Origin of the sequence: Methylomonas sp. DH-1, from assembly GCF_046097555.1 — a bacterium.
Taxonomy (GTDB): Bacteria; Pseudomonadota; Gammaproteobacteria; order Methylococcales; family Methylomonadaceae; genus Methylomonas; species Methylomonas koyamae.
Genome location: NZ_CP143089.1, coordinates 4550826 through 4571631, shown reverse-complemented (window position 1 = coordinate 4571631; position 20806 = coordinate 4550826). Strand labels below are relative to the sequence as shown.

At 53.2% G+C, this 20806-nt stretch carries 20 protein-coding genes; 12 read left to right on the top strand and 8 right to left on the bottom strand.

The genetic code is table 11. The features are described 5' to 3' along the window. Nucleotide 1: 1 nt before the first annotated feature. The 5 genes from mraZ to VXJ35_RS20865 all read right to left on the bottom strand — a co-directional run bounded on the left by mraZ (nt 2) and on the right by VXJ35_RS20865 (nt 3132). Nucleotides 2-469: a division/cell wall cluster transcriptional repressor MraZ gene (gene mraZ / locus VXJ35_RS20885; protein ID WP_054758932.1), complete on the bottom strand. Its 468-nt coding sequence runs from the start codon at nt 467-469 to the stop codon at nt 2-4. Nucleotides 470-842: 373 nt separating this feature from the next. After that, nucleotides 843-1844 (bottom strand): NAD(P)H-dependent glycerol-3-phosphate dehydrogenase, encoded by a 1002-nt coding sequence (locus tag VXJ35_RS20880; RefSeq protein ID WP_064023032.1) that lies wholly within the window; start codon nt 1842-1844, stop codon nt 843-845. 7 nt (nt 1845-1851) lie between these two features. After that, a complete protein-coding gene (gene secB / locus VXJ35_RS20875) occupies nt 1852-2328 on the bottom strand; it encodes a protein-export chaperone SecB (RefSeq protein ID WP_064023031.1) in 477 nt (158 codons plus the stop codon). A gap of 24 nt (nt 2329-2352) precedes the next feature. Further along, nucleotides 2353-2802, bottom strand: coding sequence for a rhodanese-like domain-containing protein (locus VXJ35_RS20870; RefSeq protein WP_408953920.1), 450 nt, complete (start codon nt 2800-2802; stop codon nt 2353-2355). A gap of 18 nt (nt 2803-2820) precedes the next feature. Next, nucleotides 2821-3132 (bottom strand): metalloregulator ArsR/SmtB family transcription factor, encoded by a 312-nt coding sequence (locus VXJ35_RS20865; protein ID WP_054758937.1) that lies wholly within the window; start codon nt 3130-3132, stop codon nt 2821-2823. A 406-nt stretch (nt 3133-3538) separates the two neighbouring features. Here VXJ35_RS20865 and VXJ35_RS20860 point away from each other — a divergent pair, with 406 nt between their 5' ends. Together VXJ35_RS20860 and VXJ35_RS20855 are read left to right on the top strand one after the other, a co-directional pair. Further along, nucleotides 3539-4759, top strand: coding sequence for a murein hydrolase activator EnvC (locus VXJ35_RS20860; protein WP_064023628.1), 1221 nt, complete (start codon nt 3539-3541; stop codon nt 4757-4759). A gap of 38 nt (nt 4760-4797) precedes the next feature. Next, a complete protein-coding gene (locus tag VXJ35_RS20855; RefSeq protein WP_064023030.1) occupies nt 4798-6162 on the top strand; it encodes a S41 family peptidase in 1365 nt (454 codons plus the stop codon). 143 nt (nt 6163-6305) lie between these two features. Here VXJ35_RS20855 and VXJ35_RS20850 read toward each other — a convergent pair whose 3' ends face one another. Both VXJ35_RS20850 and VXJ35_RS20845 read right to left on the bottom strand, forming a co-directional pair. Continuing rightward, the gene (locus tag VXJ35_RS20850; RefSeq protein WP_064023029.1) at nt 6306-6758 is read right to left on the bottom strand and encodes a DUF934 domain-containing protein; all 453 of its coding nucleotides are present in this window, start codon (nt 6756-6758) and stop codon (nt 6306-6308) included. Next, complete coding sequence (locus VXJ35_RS20845; protein WP_064023028.1) at nt 6745-8397, bottom strand: nitrite/sulfite reductase; 1653 nt, start codon at nt 8395-8397, stop codon at nt 6745-6747. Before VXJ35_RS20845 ends, VXJ35_RS20850 begins: the two co-directional genes overlap by 14 nt. 157 nt (nt 8398-8554) lie before the next feature. Here VXJ35_RS20845 and nhaD point away from each other — a divergent pair, with 157 nt between their 5' ends. The 3 genes from nhaD to rpmE all read left to right on the top strand — a co-directional run bounded on the left by nhaD (nt 8555) and on the right by rpmE (nt 11600). After that, nucleotides 8555-9916, top strand: a complete 1362-nt coding sequence (gene nhaD, locus VXJ35_RS20840; protein ID WP_064023027.1) for a sodium:proton antiporter NhaD — start codon at nt 8555-8557, stop codon at nt 9914-9916. A 102-nt stretch (nt 9917-10018) separates the two neighbouring features. Further along, nucleotides 10019-11290 (top strand): AmpG family muropeptide MFS transporter, encoded by a 1272-nt coding sequence (locus tag VXJ35_RS20835; RefSeq protein ID WP_082881027.1) that lies wholly within the window; start codon nt 10019-10021, stop codon nt 11288-11290. A 109-nt stretch (nt 11291-11399) separates the two neighbouring features. Next, entirely contained in the window at nt 11400-11600 is a 201-nt protein-coding gene (gene rpmE, locus VXJ35_RS20830) for a 50S ribosomal protein L31 (protein WP_054758943.1), read from the top strand. Between the two features lie 60 nt (nt 11601-11660). Here rpmE and VXJ35_RS20825 read toward each other — a convergent pair whose 3' ends face one another. Then, a complete protein-coding gene (locus VXJ35_RS20825) occupies nt 11661-13913 on the bottom strand; it encodes a penicillin-binding protein 1A (protein WP_408953919.1) in 2253 nt (750 codons plus the stop codon). A gap of 305 nt (nt 13914-14218) precedes the next feature. On the opposite strand from VXJ35_RS20825, the gene VXJ35_RS20820 reads away from it, so the two are divergent. The 7 genes from VXJ35_RS20820 (at nt 14219) to lysA (ending at nt 20798) form a co-directional block, all read left to right on the top strand. Continuing rightward, nucleotides 14219-15280 (top strand): pilus assembly protein PilM, encoded by a 1062-nt coding sequence (locus VXJ35_RS20820; RefSeq protein WP_064023024.1) that lies wholly within the window; start codon nt 14219-14221, stop codon nt 15278-15280. Next, nucleotides 15280-15852: a PilN domain-containing protein gene (locus VXJ35_RS20815; protein ID WP_064023023.1), complete on the top strand. Its 573-nt coding sequence runs from the start codon at nt 15280-15282 to the stop codon at nt 15850-15852. The genes VXJ35_RS20820 and VXJ35_RS20815 overlap by 1 nt, the downstream gene beginning before the upstream one ends. Then, nucleotides 15849-16472 (top strand): type 4a pilus biogenesis protein PilO, encoded by a 624-nt coding sequence (locus tag VXJ35_RS20810; RefSeq protein WP_064023022.1) that lies wholly within the window; start codon nt 15849-15851, stop codon nt 16470-16472. Before VXJ35_RS20815 ends, VXJ35_RS20810 begins: the two co-directional genes overlap by 4 nt. Then, the gene (locus VXJ35_RS20805; RefSeq protein ID WP_064023021.1) at nt 16472-17014 is read left to right on the top strand and encodes a pilus assembly protein PilP; all 543 of its coding nucleotides are present in this window, start codon (nt 16472-16474) and stop codon (nt 17012-17014) included. The genes VXJ35_RS20810 and VXJ35_RS20805 overlap by 1 nt, the downstream gene beginning before the upstream one ends. A gap of 3 nt (nt 17015-17017) precedes the next feature. Continuing rightward, on the top strand, nt 17018-19276 hold the full coding sequence (gene pilQ / locus VXJ35_RS20800; RefSeq protein WP_064023020.1) for a type IV pilus secretin family protein: 2259 nt from the start codon (nt 17018-17020) through the stop codon (nt 19274-19276). Between the two features lie 104 nt (nt 19277-19380). Beyond that, nucleotides 19381-19548 carry an LPS translocon maturation chaperone LptM gene (lptM, locus tag VXJ35_RS20795; RefSeq protein ID WP_197495914.1) on the top strand — a complete coding sequence of 56 codons (168 nt, stop codon included), beginning with the start codon at nt 19381-19383 and terminating at the stop codon, nt 19546-19548. Between the two features lie 2 nt (nt 19549-19550). Next, entirely contained in the window at nt 19551-20798 is a 1248-nt protein-coding gene (gene lysA / locus VXJ35_RS20790) for a diaminopimelate decarboxylase (protein ID WP_064023019.1), read from the top strand. Nucleotides 20799-20806 lie beyond the last annotated feature (8 nt).

The following is a 20806-nucleotide window of genomic DNA, read 5'->3' as shown; positions in this document are numbered from 1 at the left end:
GTCAAAACGACAAAGAGCCAAGTTCTTCGAGGCCCTCGTTGTCGTTACCGTCCATCCATTCCCGTTCTTTCGCCTTCCAGGCGTCTTCGTTCCAGATCTCGAATTTGTTGAGCTGGCCGACCAGCACGATGTGTTTTTCCAAGCCGGCGAACTCGCGCAATTTTTCCGGTAGCAACAGCCGGCCCTGGCCATCCATTTCGCATTCCGAGGCGTTGCCTATGACAAAACGGCGCAGCTTTCCGGCCATTTTGTTCAGCGTGGGTAATTTGCTGATGGTCTGTTCCAGTTTTTCCCATTCCGGCAACGGGTAAAGCCAGAGGCAGCCGGGCTCGCCCACGCATTTGTCGTCGACCGCAACAGTCACAACCAATTGGCGGTCGCAGCACTCCTGTAACTCCTCCCGATAGCGGGTAGGAATCGCAACGCGCCCTTTCGCATCCAAACTAATTGAACTAATGCCTCGAAACAAATCAAATCCTCAAAAAGCCAAAAAAATCCATTTATGCCCACTTTACATCATTTTTGCACCACTATAGTTTTCAAAATGGGCTTAGTCAAGAGGCAGTCAAATTAAATTCTTTCTTTTTCTACAATGACTTACGCTGTGTTGGGGGCTCGGTGCGGGCGGCTGGTGGGGAATGGGGTAAAATCGATTGGTATCAAAACGTTAATGCCGATTTTTGATGTAAATCGCAATTAATGAGTGCTAATACTCAATTTTATAAGGTGATTTTGCCGGAAAGCAGGATTTCGAGGCTTGTCGGGAATACGGGTTGTCGGAAGAAATTGCGCTTGGATAGGCGAAATTATCCGGGGAAATGTTGCTGGCGGGGAGAGGTGAATCAGGCTTGTTCGGGTTTTTGGTCCCGGTTCAGCAGATTCTGTACGGCTTGTTTGGGTGGGAGATTCTCGAAGAGCACGTTATAGACCTGCTCGGTGATAGGCATTTCGACTCCGTATTTTTGCGATAGCCCGAAGGTTTCGCGGGCGGCGGAGATGCCTTCCACTTCCTGGTTGATTTGCGCTAGCGCCTGGGTCTGGCCGAGTCCGCGTCCCAACGCCAGTCCGAAGCGGCGGTTGCGGGATTGGTCGTCGGTGCAGGTCAGGATCAAGTCGCCTAGGCCGGCCAGGCCCATAAAAGTGTCGGCTTGGCCACCAAGGCGAATGCCGAGGCGCATGATTTCGGTCAGGCCTCGAGTGATCAGCGCCGCGCGCGTGTTGGCGCCGAAGCCCAGGCCGTCGGCGATTCCGGCTGCGATAGCCAAAACGTTTTTGCAGGCGCCGCCGACCTGGACGCCGATGATGTCGCGGCTGGTGTAGACCCGGAAGCGCTGGTTGTGCAGTATCGCACTGAGGCGGGAGGAAAAGGCATCGGATGCCGAGGCCACAGTCACTGCTGTGGGCAGATCGGCGGCTACTTCGCCGGCGAAAGTCGGCCCGGATAGTGCGGCGGTCTCGATATCCTCGCCCAGAATTTCGGCAACGACCCGGCTTAACAGGGCGCCATCGCGGCCGTCGAAACCTTTGGTCGCCCAGGCGATCATCGGTTTTTCCGCTAGCAAGGGTTTTATGGTTGCCAAAGTATCGCGGAAGGCGTGACTCGGAACCGAAATCAACAGCAGCGGGCTAAACGCTACCGCCTTGCCGATGTCGCCGGTAAGCTCGAGATTTTCCGGGAATTGGGCGCCGGGCAGGTAGCGGTAGTTTTCGCGGGCTCGCTGCAACGCTGCGATGTGTTGCGGATTATGTCCCCATAGCGATGTGGCGCAGCCATTTCTGGCCGCTTGGATCGCCAAGGCGGTTCCCCATGATCCGGCGCCCAGGATGCTGATTGATGGCGGCATCCTGCTCTTAGTTCAGGGTTTTTGTTTCGCTGTTTTGCGGAGATTGTTGTGCCTGTTGCAGATGTTGCATGTACAGGGCGTCGAAATTGACCGGAGCCAGGATCAATTGCGGGAATCCGCCTTTGCTGACCAAGTCGGAAATCACTTCGCGAGCGTAGGGAAACAGGATGTTCGGGCAAAAGCTACCCAGCATGGGCCCCATTTCCTGCTCGGTAAAGCCGGCGATCAGAAACACGCCGGACTGGTTGACTTCAACCAGGTAGGCGGTGCTTTCGCCGACTTTGACGGTTACGGTCAATGTCAGCGAGACTTCGAACATTGAGTTTTCGATAGGTAATACGTTAGTACCGAGGTTGAGGTCCAGCGCCGGTTCCCATTTTTGGGTGAATATTTTTGGTGAGTTTGGGGTTTCAAAAGAAATGTCTTTGGTGTAGATCTTTTGAATGATGAATTGTTTTTCGCTGGATGCGTTATTTTCGGCCATGGTCTTGATTTGCGGGTTGGTTGGTTAATCTTTGATTTTGCCGAGCTTGATCGGCAATTTGTTATCTTCCCATGACTGCATGCCGCCAATCATGTTGTAGACCTGTTCGAAGCCGGCCTTGGTCAGGGTTTTGCAAGCGGCGGTCGAACGGGCTCCGGTTTGGCAGGTTACGATCAGTGGGTGTTTTTTGTGTTTTTCCAGTGCGGGCAGCTGTTCTTCGACTTTGCCGAGCGGGATGTTCAGCGCATTCTCGATATGGCTTTTGGTGAATTCGTGCTGTTCCCGGACGTCCAGGACCACAACGTCGTCGCTATTCATTTTGGTGACGGCGATCAGCGGCGAGATGTTTTCGTACTTATTGAAAGAATTGGCAATCAAGTCCTGAATGAGCAGGAAAATTACGCAGACCAGTGCAAATACCAGCAAATAATGGTTGGTGGCAAATTCGATATATTGTTCTATGGGTGCATTCATGTTGGTGGTTTTCGCTGTTTAAACGCCGCAAAATATGCTGCGCATCATTTGAATCAGATGAATGACGCGTTCGTCGTCGATGAAGTAATAAACTCGGTTGGCTTCCTTTTTATAGTCGAGAATGCCTTTATCCCGCAATATCGCCAAATGTTGCGAGATATTGCTCTGGCTGGTTCCGACCTGTTCCACAATGTCTTGTACGCTGATCGAGTTGCTGCCCAATACGCAAAGAATTTTCAGGCGCAAAGGATGGGACATGGCTTTCAGGCAGCGGGCCGCGCGGCTGATATCGCTGTCGTCATATTGAATATTATCGTCTTGGTCTTCCATTTAATTACGATAGAGCGTGGCAAAGGTGGCCGCTAAGCGGCCCGCGGCATTTTTTTTCGGATTATGGCGGCTGGCGGTGCTGGTATAATGCCTTGCTTGAGTTTGGAGCGGTCAGGCTGCGAACCTAATCAGCAAAAAGAGGCGAGCAAATCTAACAGAGTAGGCTTTATTGTTCAATACCTGGAAATTGAGCCGGCGCAATAAACCGCCAAAGTCTGTCTAACCGTGGCCCGATTCATATTGTTAAAGCTTGGAGATTCTTAATCTTATGCTAGAACGGTCAAGCTGCCTGCCGCCGCTTCCTAACCAGTTTGCAAATTGCAAAAAAAACGAATCCCGGTGCCGCCTCGGCGATTTATGGCTTGTCGAATTCGCGCCGATCAGGTTGGCGGCGTTGAGCCGCTACATGCTTGGGGCTGTTTTCGGGTTTGTAGTCAGTTTGCCGCTATCGGCCGATCCGTCCAGAGAAAAAACCTTGGCCGATGTCCAGTCGAAAATCGACCGCGTCGGCAGTGAAGTCCGCGATTTGCAAGCTGAAAAAAATCGGGCATTGGACCAGTTGCAAAAATTGGAGCTGCAATACGGTGAGCTGGCTAATAGTCTGCGTTCGTTGAAAGCCGAGATCAGGCAGCAGGAGCAGTCTCTGCAGGATTTGCGGGGCAAAAGCGCTGCCACGCAACGCAACATGCATGAACAGCAGCAGGAGCTCGAAGGATTGATCAAGGCAATTTATGCCATGGGCGGCGATAAGGAAGGTTTGAAGGTGATTCTGAACCAACGCGATCCGGCCGTGTCCAGCCGCATGTTGGTTTACTACGATTACATCAGCAAGGCGCGGGTCGAAAAACTTAACGCGGTTGCCGAATCTTTTCGAGAGTTGCGGCAGTTGGAGGCGCAAAAGGATACCGAAGCCCAGCTCCTCCAGGCCTCGTTGGAAAAAAAACAGCAAGAATCCGATGCCATGCAAGCGCTGAAGAACCAGCGCGAAACGGTGTTGGCTCGGATCGAACGGGACTATGCGGCCAAGGCCGGCGAGTTGGAACGCCTTGTAGCGGACGAGAAAAAATTGCAGTCCTTGGTGGCGTCTTTGCAGAAAACTGATGATAATGCCGCCGACGAATCTTTGCCTGCGCCCGAACCGCGAAAACCCGAATCTACCTCGGTTCAGCAGCGGGAACTTCCCAAGCAAATGCCAGCTAGACCGGTTAGCGAGCTCGCAAGCCAGCCGTTTTCGGAGTTGCGCGGCCAATTGCCTTGGCCGGTGCAGGGTGCCCTGACGGCCCGGTTTGGCAGTCGCCGCTACGAAACGACCTGGGACGGCGTCGTTATCAGCGCCAGGGAGGGGGCGGACATTCGTGCGGTGACCGGCGGTAAGGTCGTCTATGCCGATTGGTTGCGCGGATACGGGTTGATGATTATTGTCGACCACGGCAAGGGCTATATGAGTTTGTATGCATTCAACCAAAGTCTGCATAAAAACGTGGGCGACCATGTTAGAGCCGGGGAGGTATTGGCCTCGGTGGGGCGGAGTGGCGGCCGAGCCGACGCGGCCTTGTATTTCGGCATCCGCAAGAACGGGCGGCCCGTCGACCCGGAGCAATGGTGCCGTAAACCGACCAAAGGTTAATCATTTTTAGGAAACAGGTTGTTGGAGTTTTAATTCAGATGTTAAAAAACAGAAACATATTGGTCTTGTTGGTCGGATTTATTTTGGGTGTCGCGCTGAGTTTGTGCAGTAGCGTCTTTGCCGAGAAAGCGGCGCCGGCTGCGGCTAAAAGCGATGAGCTACAGGCATTGCCGTTCGACGAATTGCGCACGTTTACCGAAATCTTCGGCCGTATCAAACAGGACTATGTCGAACCCGTTTCCGACAAAAAACTTTTGGAAGACGCCATCCGCGGCATGCTGTCCGGTTTGGATCCGCATTCGGCTTATCTTGCCAGCGAAGAATACAAAGAGCTGCAAGAAGGCACTACCGGCCAATTCGGCGGTCTGGGTATAGAAGTTGGCATGGAAAACGGCTTCGTCAAAGTGGTTTCGCCGATTGACGATACGCCGGCGCAACGGGCCGGTATCAAAGCCGGCGACTTGATCGTTCGTCTCGACGACAAGCCGGTAAAAGGCATGACGCTGGCCGATGCGGTGAAAATCATGCGCGGCGAGCCCGGCAGCGAGATCGTGTTGACCGTGATTCGCGAGGGGGAAGAGGCGCCGCTGAAGTTTGCATTGACCCGCGATATCATTAAAGTTAAGAGCGTGAAGAATAGGCTGCTGGAAAAAAACTACGGTTATCTGCGTATCAGTAGTTTCCAATCCGGCACCGGTCAGAGTTTGTTGGATGCAATCGACGAGCTGAAAAAAGAAAACGAAGGCCCGTTAAAGGGTATTGTGCTGGATTTGCGCAACAATCCGGGCGGCGTGTTGAACGCGGCGGTTGATGTCAGCGATGCTTTTATCGAGTCTGGTTTGATCGTCTACACCGAAGGCCGGATTAAAAATTCGGAAATGCGCTTTAACGCCACTCCGGACGACGTGATCAACGGTGCGCCGATCGTGGTGCTGATCAATGGCGGTTCGGCTTCTGCATCGGAAATCGTCGCCGGTGCGTTGCAAGACCACAAACGCGCCATCATCATGGGCGAAAAGTCGTTCGGCAAAGGCTCGGTGCAAACCATTTTGCCGACCAGTAACGGTGCGGCGGTCAAGCTGACTACGGCGCGCTACTTTACGCCGTCCGGACGTTCTATTCAGGCCGAAGGCATCGAGCCCGATGTGACGTTGGCCAGAGTGAAGTTGGCTGCGATGGATAAGGCTAAGCTGGATACCGTCAAAGAAGCGGATTTGACTCATCACCTGACCAACGGTAACGCCAAGCCGGAGAAAAAGTCCGAAGAAGAGGATGGTGATGACGTTAAGGATGCGCCGGAGAAGGATGGCGATGCGGCCGAGGTGTCCGATGCCGATATGCGAGACTATCCTTTGCATGAGGCGCTGAATTTATTGAAAGGGATCAGCATCATGCGGCGTTAGCCGTTTCGTCCAAGTGTTTGCCGCCGGAATTCAGCCTGGTTCCGGCGGGCTCCTGGCAAAATAAAACCCCGGTTGGCTGACGCCAAGCCGGGGTTTTTGGTTTCAGGGGGTGAGAGATGTAGTCTTGCCCTCTCTACCCCGGCTTAGTTGGTCGATGCTTGGTAGCGCACGGAAAACTGGCTCATGGCGGCCAAAACCAGGTCTGCGTCGTTCTGACTGCTCAAGTCGAAAGCGTTGATGCCGACTCTGGATAAATAAAACACCTGATCGGGAAGGTATTGTCCTACGGCCCGTATTTCTCCTCGATAAGCGTCCCGGCTACGCAATAAACGGGCTACCGAAAACAGGCGGCCGTCACCGAAGATCGGAAAATCCAGTTCGATCAGATCGATTTTGTCCAAGTCGGCGCACAGAGATTCGGTTTGATCTCCAGGTACCAGGCGAATGCCGGTTTTGCCGCTACGCTGAAGCAATTGTTCTTTTTGGTTGAGCCAGCGTTGCAAGCTGACCGTGATATCGCCTGCAGGTAAAGGGGTGTCGTCCTCGATAAAGGACCAGGTATTCTCTATTAGCTGTTGGTCTTTAATGATTTGCATAAACTCTTTCCCTAAACGGCTCCAGGCCGACACGTTTTACGGTTTGTAGGAATGCTTCGTCTTCCAAGCGTTGCTGAACGTAAACGTCGAGTATATCGGTCACTACCGTCGTGATTTGGTCCTTGGCAACGGCCGGCCCCAAGCGTTCGCCGATGGCGGCTTCGTTTTCGGATGATCCGCCCAGTGTAATCTGGTACCACTCTTCGCCGTGCTTGTCGACGCCAAGGATGCCGATATGGCCGACGCTTTGGTGCGCGCAACCGTTCATGCAGCCGGACATGTTGATTTTGATGTCGCCGATGTCGTGGATGTAATCCATGTCGTCCAATCGGGAGTTCAATTCTCTAGCGACACTGATGGAGCTGGCGTTGGCCAGCGAGCAAAAATCCAAACCGGGGCAGCAAATGATGTCGGTGACCGTGCCGATGTTCGGCGTGGCCAATTTGTTTGCGGCGAGCTTTTGCCAAACCGCAAACAAGTCGGTTTGTTTGACGTCGGCCAATACCAGATTTTGGCGGTGGCTGCTTCTGATTTCGCCGAAGCTGTATCGGTCGGCTAGGTCGGCGACGGCTTCAAGTTGTTCGGCGGTAATGTCGCCTGGCGGCGAGTCGGGCGCTTTCAAAGAGATGTAGACGCCTTGGTAACCGCTGATTTTGTGCTCGACCGTGTTGTATTTAACCCATTTGGCAAAGTCGGCGTTATCGGCAAGCTGTTTGGCGAAGTCGGGGGCGTCGTTTGCGGTGGCCTCGTAAGCTGGCGGCGCGAAATGCGCCTTCATTTCGGCGATGCGTTGCTCGCTGAGCGGCATGCTGTCGCGAATGCGTTCCCACTCCCGCTCGACCATGGCCTTGAATTTCTCCAGGCCGGTTTCTTTGACCAGTATCTTGATCCTGGCTTTGTATTTGTTGTCACGGCGGCCGAATAGATTGTATATCCGCACGATGGCTTCCAGATAGGACAGCAAATGCTGCTTTTCCAGATAGGGGCGGATGGTTTGGCCAATGATTGGGGTACGGCCCAGGCCGCCGCCGACCAAAATTTGAAAACCGGTTTCACCAGCCGCGTTTTTCACCAAATAAACGCCGATGTCGTGCAGTTGCACTGCGGCCCGGTCATGGGTGGCGCCGCTAACGGCAATCTTGAACTTACGTGGCAGGAAGGCGAATTCTGGATGCAGCGTTGTCCACTGCCTGATAATTTCGCAGTAAGGCCGCGGGTCTTCGATTTCGTCCTTGCAAATGCCGGCCAAGTGGTCGGATGTTGTGTTTCTTAAGCAGTTGCCGCTGGTTTGAATGGCGTGCATCTGTACTGTCGCCAATTCCTCCAGCAGGTCCGGGACCCGTTCCAGGGCCGGCCAGTTGTATTGGACGTTCTGCCGGGTAGTGAAATGGCAATATCCGCGGTCGTAATCGCGGGCCACCGAAGCCAGCTTGCGTAATTGTTTAGAGGAAAGCAGGCCGTACGGGACTGCGACCCTTAGCATTGGCGCGTGCGTCTGCAGGTACAGTCCATTCATTAGGCGTAGCGCTCTGAATTGGTCGGCTCCCAGGTCTCCGTTCAAAAAACGCTGGGTTTGGCCGCGAAACTCATTGACGCGTTCTTCAATAAGTGTTTGATCTTGCTCGTTATATTGATACATTTAGCGATGATGCGTGGTTTACTGACTATTTTGCTAGGTATCTGAATAATATAACGGCCGGGATTAAATGACAAAGAATATTGTATGGTGATAACATGCCCGGTTAGTTTTTTTGCTTTTAATAACGACTAAAACATAGAGGATAAAGGGGGATACCTTGTTGCGCTTATTGTTGATTTTGGCCGGGCTGTTGTTTTTGCCGCAAGTGGCCATGGCCGAAGAGTTTCATAACCTCGGTTTAACCGGAACCGAGCGGGGCATTTACACCGTTCTGATCTTTTTGGTGGCTTATGGTTTCGTGATGGCCGAAGAATTTACGCATTTGCGTAAATCCAAGCCGGTTATTTTTGCGGCGGCCGTGATTTGGGGGCATGTGGCAATCCTGGCGCAGGAGGCTGGTGTATCCGGGGAAGAGCTGCATAAGGCTTTCGAACACGACTTGAAAGAATATGCCGAGTTGATGTTGTTCTTGCTGGTGGCGATGACCTATATCAACACTATGGCCGAGCGCAATGTATTCGAGGCTCTGCGTTCGTGGCTGATCAGAAAACAGTTTGGTTATAAACAGCTGTTTTGGATTACCGGCATCATTACCTTCTTCCTGTCGTCGGTAGCCGACAACCTGACCTCTGCTTTATTGGTTGGCGCCGTGGTAATGGCGGTAGGTGCGGATAACGAAAAATTCGTCTCTATCGGTTTCGTCAATTTGGTTATTGCGGCGAATGCCGGCGGTGCGTTTTGTCCGTTCGGCGACATCACCACTTTGATGGTGTGGCAAGCTGGTTACGCGGAATTCTTTGATTTCTTCAAGTTGTTTATTCCGTCGGTAGTGAACTTTGTCGTGCCGGCGTTTTTCATGTCCCAAGCGATTCCAAGCGGTCAGCCCGAGGCTACCAACGAAGCTGCAGTGGAATTGAAGCCGGGCGGTTGGGTGGTGTGCGGCTTGTTCGGCATCACCATCGGTTTGGCGGTCAGCTTTAAACAGTTCCTGCATTTGCCGCCGTTCATGGGCATGATGGCTGGTTTGTCTATCCTGATGCTATTCATTTATTACGTAAAGGTTCGCTTCTCCGCAGCAGGTGAAGTGCGTCTCGATGTATTCGACCGGGTAAAAGAAGCCGAGTGGGATACGTTGTTGTTCTTCTTCGGCGTGGTTTTCGCGGTCGGTGGCTTGGGCTACATCGGTTATCTGGAATTGCTGTCTGCCGCAATGTATGACGGTCTGGGGCAAACCACAGCCAATATTCTGGTCGGTATCATTTCTGCGGTAGTCGATAACATCCCTGTGATGTTTGCTGTATTGAACATGAATCTGGATATGGATCTGTATCAATGGTTGCTGGTCACGTTGACCGCCGGCGTTGGCGGCTCCCTGTTCTCGGTCGGTTCGGCTGCGGGTGTGGCGTTGATGGGGCAATCCAACCACAAATATACATTCTTCAGCCACTTGAAATGGACTCCGGTGATCGCCGCCGGTTATGCGGCCAGTATCGTGACGCATTATTTGATCAACGGTTGATTTAGATTAACCCGCTTGAGGTACTAGAGAAAGCGTGTGGCGAAAGCTGTAAGCAGTTGGCGCAACGCTTTCTCTATATATTCCCGGCCGCGCGTGCTGGGAATGATCTTTCTAGGCTTTTCAGCCGGTCTGCCATTTTCATTGACTTCATCGACCTTGTCGGCATGGTTGGCTGACGAGGATGTGTCGTTATCCCTAATCGGCTATTTTAGCTTGGTCGGCGTTGCGTATTCGGTGAAAGTTTTATGGGCGCCGGTGGTCGATCGCTTGCCGTTCCCGTTGTTATGCCGATGGCTGGGTAAACGGCGCGGCTGGATATTCGGCGCTCAGATCGGTATAGCGTTGGGCTTGTTTGCTATGAGCGGCTTGGATATTCACCAAGAGTTGACGCGCATGGCTTGGTTGGCTGTTTGGGTGGCGTTCTGCTCCGCGACTCAAGACGTTGCAATCGATGCTTACCGGATTGAAATTGTGGCGCCGGAACTGCAAGGCGCGATGGCGGCGACGTACGTATTCGGCTACCGCCTTTCGCTGTTGCTTGCCGGGGCTGGAGTGTTTTACATCGCGGAATACCAGAACTGGGCCGTGGCTTATCAGGTTATGGCGCTGGCGATGTCCATCGGTATGGTGGCGACGTTGTTGGCGCCGGAGCCGATTCGGCTGGAGGATGAGCGGGTCGGGCGGATCGAGCGAAGTGTGGAGGTAGCGCTTGGTTTGTCCGGGTCGGGCGCCTTGCCTGCCAGATTGTTACGTTGGTTCTCGGACGCCGTTGTCGGTCCGTTTGTCGAGTTTTTCCAACGCAACGGCAGGAGCGGTGCGCGGATTTTGCTGCTGATCGCGGTCTATAAGATGAGCGATATTGCGATGGGGGTCATGGCGAATCCGTTTTATTTGGAGCTGGGATTCAGCAAAAAGGATATCGCCGACGTCACCAAGGTGTTCGGTTTTCTGATGACTATCGTCGGTACCTCGGTCGGTGGCGTGCTGGTGGCGCGCTTCGGCATTATGCGTCCGCTGCTGTTCGGTGCGGTGATCGTCGCTGCAACCAACTTGCTGTTTGCCGCTTTGGCGCTGGCGAAGCCGGATATCGTGCTGTTGGCCGGAGTGATTAGCGCGGACAACTTAAGCGGCGGCATAGCCTCAGCTGCGTTCATTGCCTATTTGTCGAGTTTGACGCATTCCGCTTACACTGCAACTCAGTACGCGCTGTTCAGCTCTTTGATGACTTTGCCGGCTAAGTTGATTGGAAGTATTTCCGGGGATTTGGTCGCCGAGTTTGGTTACGCCGCTTTTTTCGTGTACTCCGCTGTTATCGGTGTGCCGGCAATTGTCTTGGCGATATTGTTGATGCGGTCCCGGCCTGCCGCCCTATAAAATCGAAATTAACCGCCGCGCTTGCCTTCGGCTTGCGGAACCGTTAGCTAAATCGTATCATAAGCAGTTCTCTATCAAGTATGTGTCCCGAAAAGGGTATGTGAGCGCTATGAAACCAGAAATTCATCCACAATATAAACAAATCACCGTGACATGCGGTTGCGGCAATACTTTCCAAACCGGTTCCGTATTGGGTTCCGATTTGCATATCGAAGTATGCTCTTCGTGCCATCCGTTTTATACCGGTAAGCAACGCGTAGTCGATACTTCCGGCCGCGTGGATAAATTCCGCAAAAAATTCGGAAAATAATATCGTTTCCGGCTTGCGCTCGGCCGCCAAGCTTTTGGCGGCTTTGAGTGTCGGCCACTGTCAGAACAATCCTTCCTCGTTAAATTCCTCTTCCAAGTCTTCTTCCGGTTGAGCCGGTGTCGACAACGTCGTCGGTACGGTTTCCGCAGTAAAATATTCCCATATCCCGCCTTTTTCGTTCGGATCTAGTAATAAGCCGTCGCGGGGATTGATATAGGCTTGCACGATGCCGTCGGGTACGGATTCCGGTTTTTCTGGAAAATGGTGTTGCACCGCGCGAATGAATTTAATCCACATCGGTAATGCAACTTTGCCTCCGGTTTCCCCGTGGCCAAGCGGTAGCGAGTTGTCGTAACCAATCCAGGCCGAGGCGACGATGCCGGTGGTAAAGCCGTTGAACCAAGCATCCCGCTGTTCGTTGGTGGTGCCGGTTTTTCCGGCCAGATCGTTGCGGCCCAATTGTTTGGCTTGCGTCGCAGTACCGCGTTGGACGACATCGCGCAGTAAGCTGTTTATCAGGAAGTTGGTTTTCGCCGAGATCGCCCGCGGTGCCGCGGTGCCTTGCAAGTTTGGGGCTTCGCTGCAATCGGCACAGGCTGTCGCCGGTTGGGCTTGAAACAGAACATTGCCTTCATTGTCTTCGATGCGTTCGATCAGGTAGGGCGTTACCAGAAAGCCGCCGTTGGCGAAAACCGCGTATGCGGTTGCCATTCTTAGCGGTGAGGCGTAACCGCTGCCCAGGGCCAGCGATAAGGTGCCGGGTAGCTGGTCTTTGTCGAATCCGAAACGTTTTGCGGTGTCGATGGCTTGGGGAATGCCGATTTCCTGCAATAGTCGGATCGACACCAGGTTTATAGATTCGCGTAGCGCAACCCGCAACGGTGTCGGGCCGAGGTAACGGCGGTTGTAGTTTTCCGGTCGCCAGTCGTTTTCCTGCGAAGGGTCTTCGATCACGATCGGTGCGTCGTTTATGATGCTGGCCGGCGTAAATCCTTTCTCTAAAGCCGCGGTGTAAATGATTGGTTTGAATCCGGAGCCGGGTTGGCGTTTGGACTGCGTGGCGCGATTGTATTTGCTGTGGTAGAAATCGAAGCCGCCGGAGAGCGCTAGAATCGCGCCGTTGTTTGGATTCAATGCTGCAAATGCGCCTTCCACTTCCGGTACTTGGGTCAGCGCCCATTCGCCATCCTCGAGTTGTCTGACCCAAATGATGTCACCGGCTTGCAGCGGTAGCCGACGGGAATTGGTGCGCATTGCCCATTCGAGATTATGGCGGCCTACCTGAATCTGGTTGCCGTTGTGAATTTTTGCGGTAATGCCGGATTCGGCGATTTCGACGATTTGCGCCTGGCGGCAGTCGCCGATAATGCTATCCGTCAACGTGGCGCCCTCCTTGCGTGCGTTTTTGAACGATGGGCCGCGGTACCCGTGGCGTTCGTCGTATTCGTGCACGGCTTCCTGCAATGCGTGGTCGGCAGCGCGCTGAAATTCGCTGGGTACGGTGGTATACACTTTCAGGCCCTGGGTATAGGCCGAGTCGCCGAATTGCGCCATGATTTCCTGCCTGGCCATTTCGGCGACGTAAGGCGCTTGAAATTCGACGTTAACCGGTTGCAAAGCAGCGTCGTCGGCCGTGCCGAGCGCCGAGCGGTAACTGTTTTCGTCGATGTGTTTTAATTCCAGCATGCGCCGTAACACGTAATTGCGTCGTTGCAGCGCGCGTTCGGGATTGGTGATCGGATTGTATATGGATGGGGCCTTGGGCAGGCCGGCGATCATGGCTTGTTGGGCAAGGCTCAATTCGGCAAGGTCCTTGCCGTAGTAAGTTTGAGCGGCCGCGGCCAGACCGTATGCGCGTTGGCCCATATAGATCTTGTTCAGATAAAGTTCCAGTATCTGGTCCTTGGAATAGCGGCGTTCGATTTTCAAGGCCAGCAGGATTTCCTTGAGTTTGCGCAAATAGGTTTTCTCGTTACTCAGCAAAAAATTACGCGCAACTTGCATGGTAATGGTGCTGCCGCCTTGGCGTTTTTTGCCGGTCATTACAAGTTGGGTGGCTGCCCGAGCCAAACCGGTCGGGTCGATGCCGATGTGGGTGAAAAACCGGTCGTCTTCCGCGGCGATAAAAGCCTTGATTTGTTGCGGCGGTACTTTGCCGATGGTTAGCGGGATTCGGCGTTTTTCGCCGAATTGGCCTATCAACAAGTTGTCCTGGCTGTAGATGCTGAAAGGCATCTGGTATTGCACGTTTTGCAACTGCTCGATGTCCGGCAGTTCTTTGTCGAGCTCGACAAAGAAAAAATAACTCGCCACGGCGAACGTGGCAAAAAACGCAAAAACGAAAAAGACTAGCCACTTGATCAGCGACTTTAGCAAAGAGCCTGATTTCGGAGCTTTTTTAATCGGCACAGCAGTAAAAATGCGCTAGGGAATTTCCAGATATCGGTTCAGGAAATTCCTGCACATGTGTCCGATAAGCTAAAGTTACTTATAAAGTGGTTCATCTAACAGGATGAAAATAAAAAAACCATCTATACTTGGCCCGTAGAGCTTCTGCGAGCCGAGGTTGTGCTGTGCGAGCTAAGTTTAGTCTTTTATGATTCAAAAAGGGTTTGTTCATGAGCTGGTTCAGCAGGAATCCGTCGGCCGTGTTGGGTGTGGACATCAGTACTGCGGCGGTAAAGTTGTTGGAGCTAAGTAGAGCCGGGGCGCGATACAAAGTCGAGAGTTACGCCGTCGTGCCGCTACCCCAGGATGCCATCGTCGACAAGAATATCACTAATGTCGAGCAAATTGGCGGAGCGATCAAGGCCGCAGTCAAACAGTCCGGCACTAAAGCCAAGCACGCCAGCGTCGCCGTCGCCGGCTCTTCGGTGATGACGAAGATCATATCGATGCCGGCGTCGTTGTCCGATGCCGAGATGGAAGAACAGATTATGGTCGAAGCGGACCAATATATTCCGTATTCGCTGGACGAGGTGAATTTGGATTTCGAAGTCCAAGGCGTTACCAAAAGCAATCCGGACATGGTCGACGTATTGCTCGCCGCTTCCCGGCGGGAAAATATCGAAGACCGCGTTGCCGCGTTGGCCTATGCCGGACTGAAGACTGTTGTGGTCGACGTCGAGGCATTCGCCATGGAAAACGCATTTTCGTTGCTGGTGGACCAGCTGCCGGAGGGGACCGGCGACATGACCGTGGCGATTGCCGATATCGGCGCCACGATGACCTCATTGAATATATTGCATGCCGGAAAGACGGTTTACACTCGCGAGCAGGGGTTCGGCGGCAAACAATTAACCGAGGAAATCCAGCGCCGCTACGGACTTTCCTATGAAGAGGCGGGATTAGCCAAGAAACATGGCGGCTTGCCCGACAACTATGCGGCCGATGTGTTGGAGCCGTTTAAAAAAGCCATGTTGCAGCAAATTGCCCGGTCATTGCAGTTTTTCGTTTCGTCCAGTGCCAACCGCGGCGTGGATGCGTTAATTCTCGCCGGCGGCTGCGCATCTATCGCGGGTTTGGACAAATTGGTCGAACGCGATTTGGGCATACCGTCTTATATCGCCAATCCGTTTATCAATATGGCGCTGTCCAATCGGGTTAAGCCGCAAAGTCTCAGTAACGATACGCCGGCGATGATGATCGCTTGCGGCTTGGCGTTAAGGAGTTTCGACTAATGGCCAGAATTAACTTACTGCCTTGGCGAGAGGAGCTCAGGAAACGGCGGCAACAGGAATTCGTTGCCGGTATCGGTGCCGGGATATTCGCGACGGCCTGCGTTTTGGTAGCGGTCTATTTATACATAGAGGGCTTGAAGGAATACCAAACCTTACGCAACACGATGCTGCAAAACGAAATTGCCGTTCTGGACAAGCGTATTCAGGAAATCAAAGAAATCGAAGACAAGAAAAATAAGCTGTTGACCAAGATCGAAGTCATTCAAAAGTTGCAGGAAAGCCGACCGGAAATTGTGCATCTGTTCGAAGAGTTGGCCAAAACTACGCCCGAAGGGGTCTATCTGACCAAGTTTGTCCAAGCGGGTTCGCTGTTGACGTTAGACGGCAAGGCCGAATCCAACGCCCGCGTGTCGGCTTATATGCGGGCGATAGACAGTTCGCAATGGTTGAACAGTTCGGTGCTTACAGTGATTCGCGGCGAAGGTAAAAAAAGCGGCACGATGAATGACTTTACCTTGACGGCTAAACAGGGCAAGAAAGCCGATAAGGCTCAGGGAGGGGCGGCTAAATGAATTTGTCGGAAGTCAATTGGGACATAAACGCCGCCGGTAGCTGGCCGACGCCGCTGAAAATTATCGTCATCGTCATATTTGCACTGTTGACCGGTGCTGCCGGCGTGTATTTTGTAACGATTCCGCAACTGGATGAACTGGATGCTTTGGAAAAACAAGAGGCCAGTTTGAAGAGTGCGTTCGAAGTTAAGCAGAAGAAAGCGATCAATTTGCAGGACTACCGCGACCAGTTGGAGCAGATCGAGGCCTCGTTGGGCGATATGTTGAAACAGATGCCGACCAAAGCCGAGGTTGCCAGTTTGTTGGTGGATATTTCTCAGACCGGTCTGGCTAGCGGCTTGGAGTTTAAATTGTTCCAGCCCGGCGGCGAGATCAATCGCGAGTTTTATTCCGAATTGCCGATCAGCATCCAGGTACTCGGTAAATACGAGGAACTGGGTTTGTTTGTCAGCGGCTTGGCTTCCTTGCCTCGTATTGTTACGGTACACGACGTGCAAATTACGCCGTTGGGTAAAGACGGCAAAGACGGGATGAGCATGTCGGCGACGATCAAAACCTATAACGAGGGCGAGTCCGCGCAAGCCGGTGCTGCGGCAGCGAAAAAACGGAGAGGTCAGTGATGGGCGTTGAATGCAGAATCGCTCCGGCGTGTTTGGCGCTGTTGCTGTTGGGTGGCTGCGGCGGCGACGATGTCAGCGATCTGAATAAGTATACTCAGGAAGTCAAGGCGCGTCCCAAGGCGCCGATCGAGCCTTTGCCGGAAATCAAAGTGGTAGAGTCGTTTATTTTCAAGCCGGACGGTTTGCGCGACCCGTTTCGACCGAGCGAGAGAGCCAACGAAGACAGTAACGTCGACGTATCCGGGGTCAGCGGCATTCATCCCGACATCGAACGGCGAAAGGAAGAGCTGGAGGCTTATCCGCTGGATACCTTGCGCATGGTGGGTACTCTGCGCAACGAGAGCGGGCTTTGGGGGTTGGTCAGGGCGAATGACGGGACCATACACCGGGTGCAAGTAGGGAACCACATGGGGCAAAACTACGGCAAAATTTTGCGCATTCTCGACGACAGGATAGAGCTGATGGAAATCGTTCCGGACAAACCGGGCACCTGGCGCGAACAACAGTCCGCGTTGGCGATGGCCGATGACAAAGGGTTATAAATAATGAGCATTGAACTAAATAGTAACGTACGGATTGGATTGGGACGGTTGGCGAGCCAACAATGCCTTTTGTTTCTGGTGTTGTGGTTGGCAGGGTTATCGGTGCGTGCCGAAGATGCGGCAATCAATAATCTGGAGTTTTCTTCTTTGGCCGGTAACCAAGTCCAAATCCAGTTGGAAACCAGCGGCGGCTTGGTTGAACCGAAAATTTTTCAAACCGATAATCCGTCCAGAATTGCGTTGGATTTTGCCGGAGTCAAAAGTAATCTGGCGAAAAAAAGTTTTCCGATCAATCAAGGTGCTGCCGGTACCGTATACGTGGTGGAGGCGTCGGGCCGCACCCGGGTCATTATCAACTTGGTCGAGAAGGTTCCCTACGAAACCCGGGTAGAAGGCGACAAGTATTACGTGATTTTAAAATCGGCCGGTACGGTTTCCGCCGTCAATAGCACAGTCCAACAAGCACCGTCTGCGGTTAAGAATTCCGCCATCAGCAAGTTTTTGCCTGAGCAAAATATTAAGAGTATCGATTTCAGGCGCGGGCCGAACGGCGAAGGGCGCCTATTGCTGGGCTTGTCGGCCGCCAATACCGTGGTGGATACTAAGCAGAGCGGCGGCAAAGTGGTATTGAATTTTCTGAATACCCGTTTGCCGGAATCCTTGGTCAAGAACTTCGACGTGTCGGACTTCGCCACGCCCGTGCAAAGAATCGAGGCGGTGCCGAAGGGCGATAGCGTCAACATCACCATAACGCCGAGCAACGGCAATTACGATTATTCGTCTTATCAAGCGGATAACTTGTTAACGGTCGAGTTTCGGCCGCTGACTCCGGCGGAAAAGGAAGCTCAACAAAAGGAAAAGTTTCCCTATGTCGGCAACAAGCTGTCTTTGAATTTTCAAGATATCGAGGTTCGCTCGGTGTTGCAGATTCTCGCCGATTTTACCGAGTTGAACATTATCGCCGCCGATTCGGTGGCCGGTAACGTCACGTTGCGCTTGAACGATGTGCCTTGGGACCAGGCTTTAGAATTGATACTAAAAGCCAAAGGATTAGCGAAACGGCAAAACGGTAACGTGGTAATGGTGGCGCCGGTGGCCGAGATTATGAAAATCGAGCAGGAAGAACTGGACTCGAAGAAAATTTTCGAAGAGCTGGAGCCGTTAAAAACCGAAAATATCCAGATAAATTACGCCAAAGCTTCAGAAATCTGCGGCGTACTAATGGGTATTGGCAACAATTCCCAAGGCGGACAGTCGGGAGCAGGCGGTTCTAGCGGCGGTGCCGGCGGTGCTGGCGGATGCGGCGGTGGAGCTGCTTCCAGCCCCTCCGGCTTGGGCGTCGGCGGCCAAGCCGGTGCATTGGGCGGGGCGGCGAGTATGCGGTTGTTGTCGCCGCGCGGTACCGCGATAGTCGATGCGCGGACCAATACCTTGATCGTTAAAGACACTGCGAAAGCGATGGAGGATGTGCGCAAGATGATCAAATTGCTGGACGTTCCGGTTCGGCAGGTGTTGATCGAGTCGCGCATTGTGATTGCCGATACCTCTTTTGCCCAGAATTTGGGAACCAAATTTGGCGTCGCCCATAAGACCGACGTCAACGGCGGGACGCAATACGGTATGACCGGCGCCGGTGTCGATACGAGTGAAAACTCGCAAATTTTGGCGGATCTGGGATCGGCATTGGCCGCTTCCAGCGGGGGGGCGTTGGCGTTGACTCTGGCGAGGGGCGCAGACTACTTATTGAATCTGGAAATCAATGCTTTGCAAGACGACGGCAAGGGTGAATTGGTATCCAACCCGCGCGTCATGACCAGTGACCGGGTGCAGGCTTCGATCAAACAGGGTGTGCAGATTCCTTATCAAACCCAAAGCCAGGCAACCGGCCCGGTCACGCAGTTGGTCGACGCAGTGTTGGAACTGAACGTCACTCCGCAAATTACGCCGAGCGGCAGTGTGATTATGCAACTAGATATCAAAAAGGATTCGCCGGGTACGCCGCTGGCGACAGGCGGCAATGCCACCGTACCGATCGATACCCGGCAGTTGAAAACCAAGGTGCAGGTCGAGGACGGCGAGACCGTGGTCCTGGGCGGGATCTACGAGTCCACGGTGCAGGATTCGTATAACACCGTGCCCTGGGTATCCGATTTGCCGGTCATTGGCTGGATGTTCAAAAAGAGCATAAAAACCGACAACAAGAAAGAATTGTTGGTGTTCATAACGCCTAAAATTGTCAAGGAATCTTTGAGCGCCAAATAGTTGCCTTCCTGGTCAAGGCGCGGTCGGGCAAAAGGGGCGTTAGCCCCTTTTTTCGTGATCTCGCCGCTTGCCGGGCGGTGCCGCGTTCTTTCGGTTTGCGGGCTATGGTATATTCCGCCGACCAACGTAACCTGTATTCTTTACTCATGCCAACCGAACGACTGCTTACTGTGATTCTATGGTGTCTGCTATTGCAGGCCTGCGGCCAAACTGGACCTTTATATATGCCGGATAGTCCGCCACCGATTTACGTTCCCAAACAAGAAAAATAAACATGGATTTTTTTAGCTACCGGCAACAGGCCTTGTTTGCCGAAGACGTTGCGGCTTCCTCTATTGCCGCCGATTACGGCACGCCCTGTTATGTCTATTCCCGCGCTGCATTGGAGCAGCATTGGCAGGCCTTCGACCGGGCTTTCGGTGCGCATCCGCATTTGATTTGTTACGCCGTGAAGGCCAATTCGAATATTGCGCTGCTCAATCTGTTAGCCCGCTTGGGTTCCGGGTTCGATATCGTCTCGCTCGGCGAGATGCAGCGGGTATTGGCCGCAGGGGGGCGTCCTGGGGATATCGTATTTTCCGGCGTAGGTAAGCGAGCGGATGAAATTCTGGCGGCGCTGAAAGCCGGCATTCGCTGCTTTAACGTCGAAGTCAGCGGCGAGCTCGATCGTATCAACGAATTGGCCGGACAAGTGGGCGTATTGGCACCGGTATCATTTCGAGTTAATCCCGATGTCGACGCCAAAACCCATCCTTACATCTCTACCGGTTTGAAAGAGAATAAATTCGGTATCGACATCGATAGCGCTATTCACGAGTATCGGCGCGCTGCCGCTATGCCGAATATTAAAGTGGTTGGCATCGATTGCCACATCGGTTCGCAGTTGACCGGGCTAAATCCGTTTTTGGATGCGCTGGATCGGGTGCTGGCTGTGGTGGATTTGCTGGCGGCGGAAGGGATCAAGCTGCAGCATTTGGATTTGGGCGGCGGCTTGGGAATTAGATATCGCGACGAATTTCCGCCTTCGCCGGCGGAGTACGTCGCAGCGTTGCTACAGCGCCTGGGTGGTCGTGATTTCGAGATTTTGTTGGAGCCCGGCAGGGCGATTGTCGGCAACGCCGGTATTTTGCTGACCAAAGTGGAGTATCTAAAGCCAACTGCCAATAAAAATTTTGCGATAGTCGATGCGGCGATGAATGACCTGCTCAGGCCGGCACTGTATAGTGCTTGGCAGGATATCGTGCCGGCCGAGTTGGCAGATTCAGGACAGGAGTTGGAGTGGGACATTGTCGGTCCAGTTTGCGAAACCGGCGACTTTTTGGGTAAAGGCCGCTTATTGAAACTGGCTCCAGGCGACTTATTGGCAGTGCGCTCTGCCGGCGCCTATGGGTTCTCGATGAGCTCGAATTACAATTCCAGGCCGCGGGCTGCTGAGGTGATCGTGGACGGCAACAGTTGCCATCTGGTCCGGGAGCGGGAGACCGTTCAACAACTGTGGGCCGGGGAACGGTTGTTGCCATAGAGAAAGTT

What these genes read in the sequence shown, in the direction of transcription:
- VXJ35_RS20870 (WP_408953920.1), bottom strand. Translation starts at nt 2,802, where the DNA reads ATGAATGCACCCATAGAACAATATATCGAATTTGCCACCAACCATTAT.
- lptM (WP_197495914.1), top strand. Translation starts at nt 19,381, where the DNA reads ATGGTATATTCCGCCGACCAACGTAACCTGTATTCTTTACTCATGCCA.
- pilQ (WP_064023020.1), top strand. Translation starts at nt 17,018, where the DNA reads ATGAGCATTGAACTAAATAGTAACGTACGGATTGGATTGGGACGGTTG.
- rpmE (WP_054758943.1), top strand. Translation starts at nt 11,400, where the DNA reads ATGAAACCAGAAATTCATCCACAATATAAACAAATCACCGTGACATGC.
- VXJ35_RS20860 (WP_064023628.1), top strand. Translation starts at nt 3,539, where the DNA reads ATGCTTGGGGCTGTTTTCGGGTTTGTAGTCAGTTTGCCGCTATCGGCC.
- VXJ35_RS20865 (WP_054758937.1), bottom strand. Translation starts at nt 3,132, where the DNA reads ATGGAAGACCAAGACGATAATATTCAATATGACGACAGCGATATCAGC.
- lysA (WP_064023019.1), top strand. Translation starts at nt 19,551, where the DNA reads ATGGATTTTTTTAGCTACCGGCAACAGGCCTTGTTTGCCGAAGACGTT.
- VXJ35_RS20810 (WP_064023022.1), top strand. Translation starts at nt 15,849, where the DNA reads ATGAATTTGTCGGAAGTCAATTGGGACATAAACGCCGCCGGTAGCTGG.
- VXJ35_RS20820 (WP_064023024.1), top strand. Translation starts at nt 14,219, where the DNA reads ATGAGCTGGTTCAGCAGGAATCCGTCGGCCGTGTTGGGTGTGGACATC.
- VXJ35_RS20850 (WP_064023029.1), bottom strand. Translation starts at nt 6,758, where the DNA reads ATGCAAATCATTAAAGACCAACAGCTAATAGAGAATACCTGGTCCTTT.
- VXJ35_RS20880 (WP_064023032.1), bottom strand. Translation starts at nt 1,844, where the DNA reads ATGCCGCCATCAATCAGCATCCTGGGCGCCGGATCATGGGGAACCGCC.
- secB (WP_064023031.1), bottom strand. Translation starts at nt 2,328, where the DNA reads ATGGCCGAAAATAACGCATCCAGCGAAAAACAATTCATCATTCAAAAG.
- VXJ35_RS20815 (WP_064023023.1), top strand. Translation starts at nt 15,280, where the DNA reads ATGGCCAGAATTAACTTACTGCCTTGGCGAGAGGAGCTCAGGAAACGG.
- VXJ35_RS20805 (WP_064023021.1), top strand. Translation starts at nt 16,472, where the DNA reads ATGGGCGTTGAATGCAGAATCGCTCCGGCGTGTTTGGCGCTGTTGCTG.
- VXJ35_RS20835 (WP_082881027.1), top strand. Translation starts at nt 10,019, where the DNA reads ATGATCTTTCTAGGCTTTTCAGCCGGTCTGCCATTTTCATTGACTTCA.
- VXJ35_RS20845 (WP_064023028.1), bottom strand. Translation starts at nt 8,397, where the DNA reads ATGTATCAATATAACGAGCAAGATCAAACACTTATTGAAGAACGCGTC.
- VXJ35_RS20855 (WP_064023030.1), top strand. Translation starts at nt 4,798, where the DNA reads ATGTTAAAAAACAGAAACATATTGGTCTTGTTGGTCGGATTTATTTTG.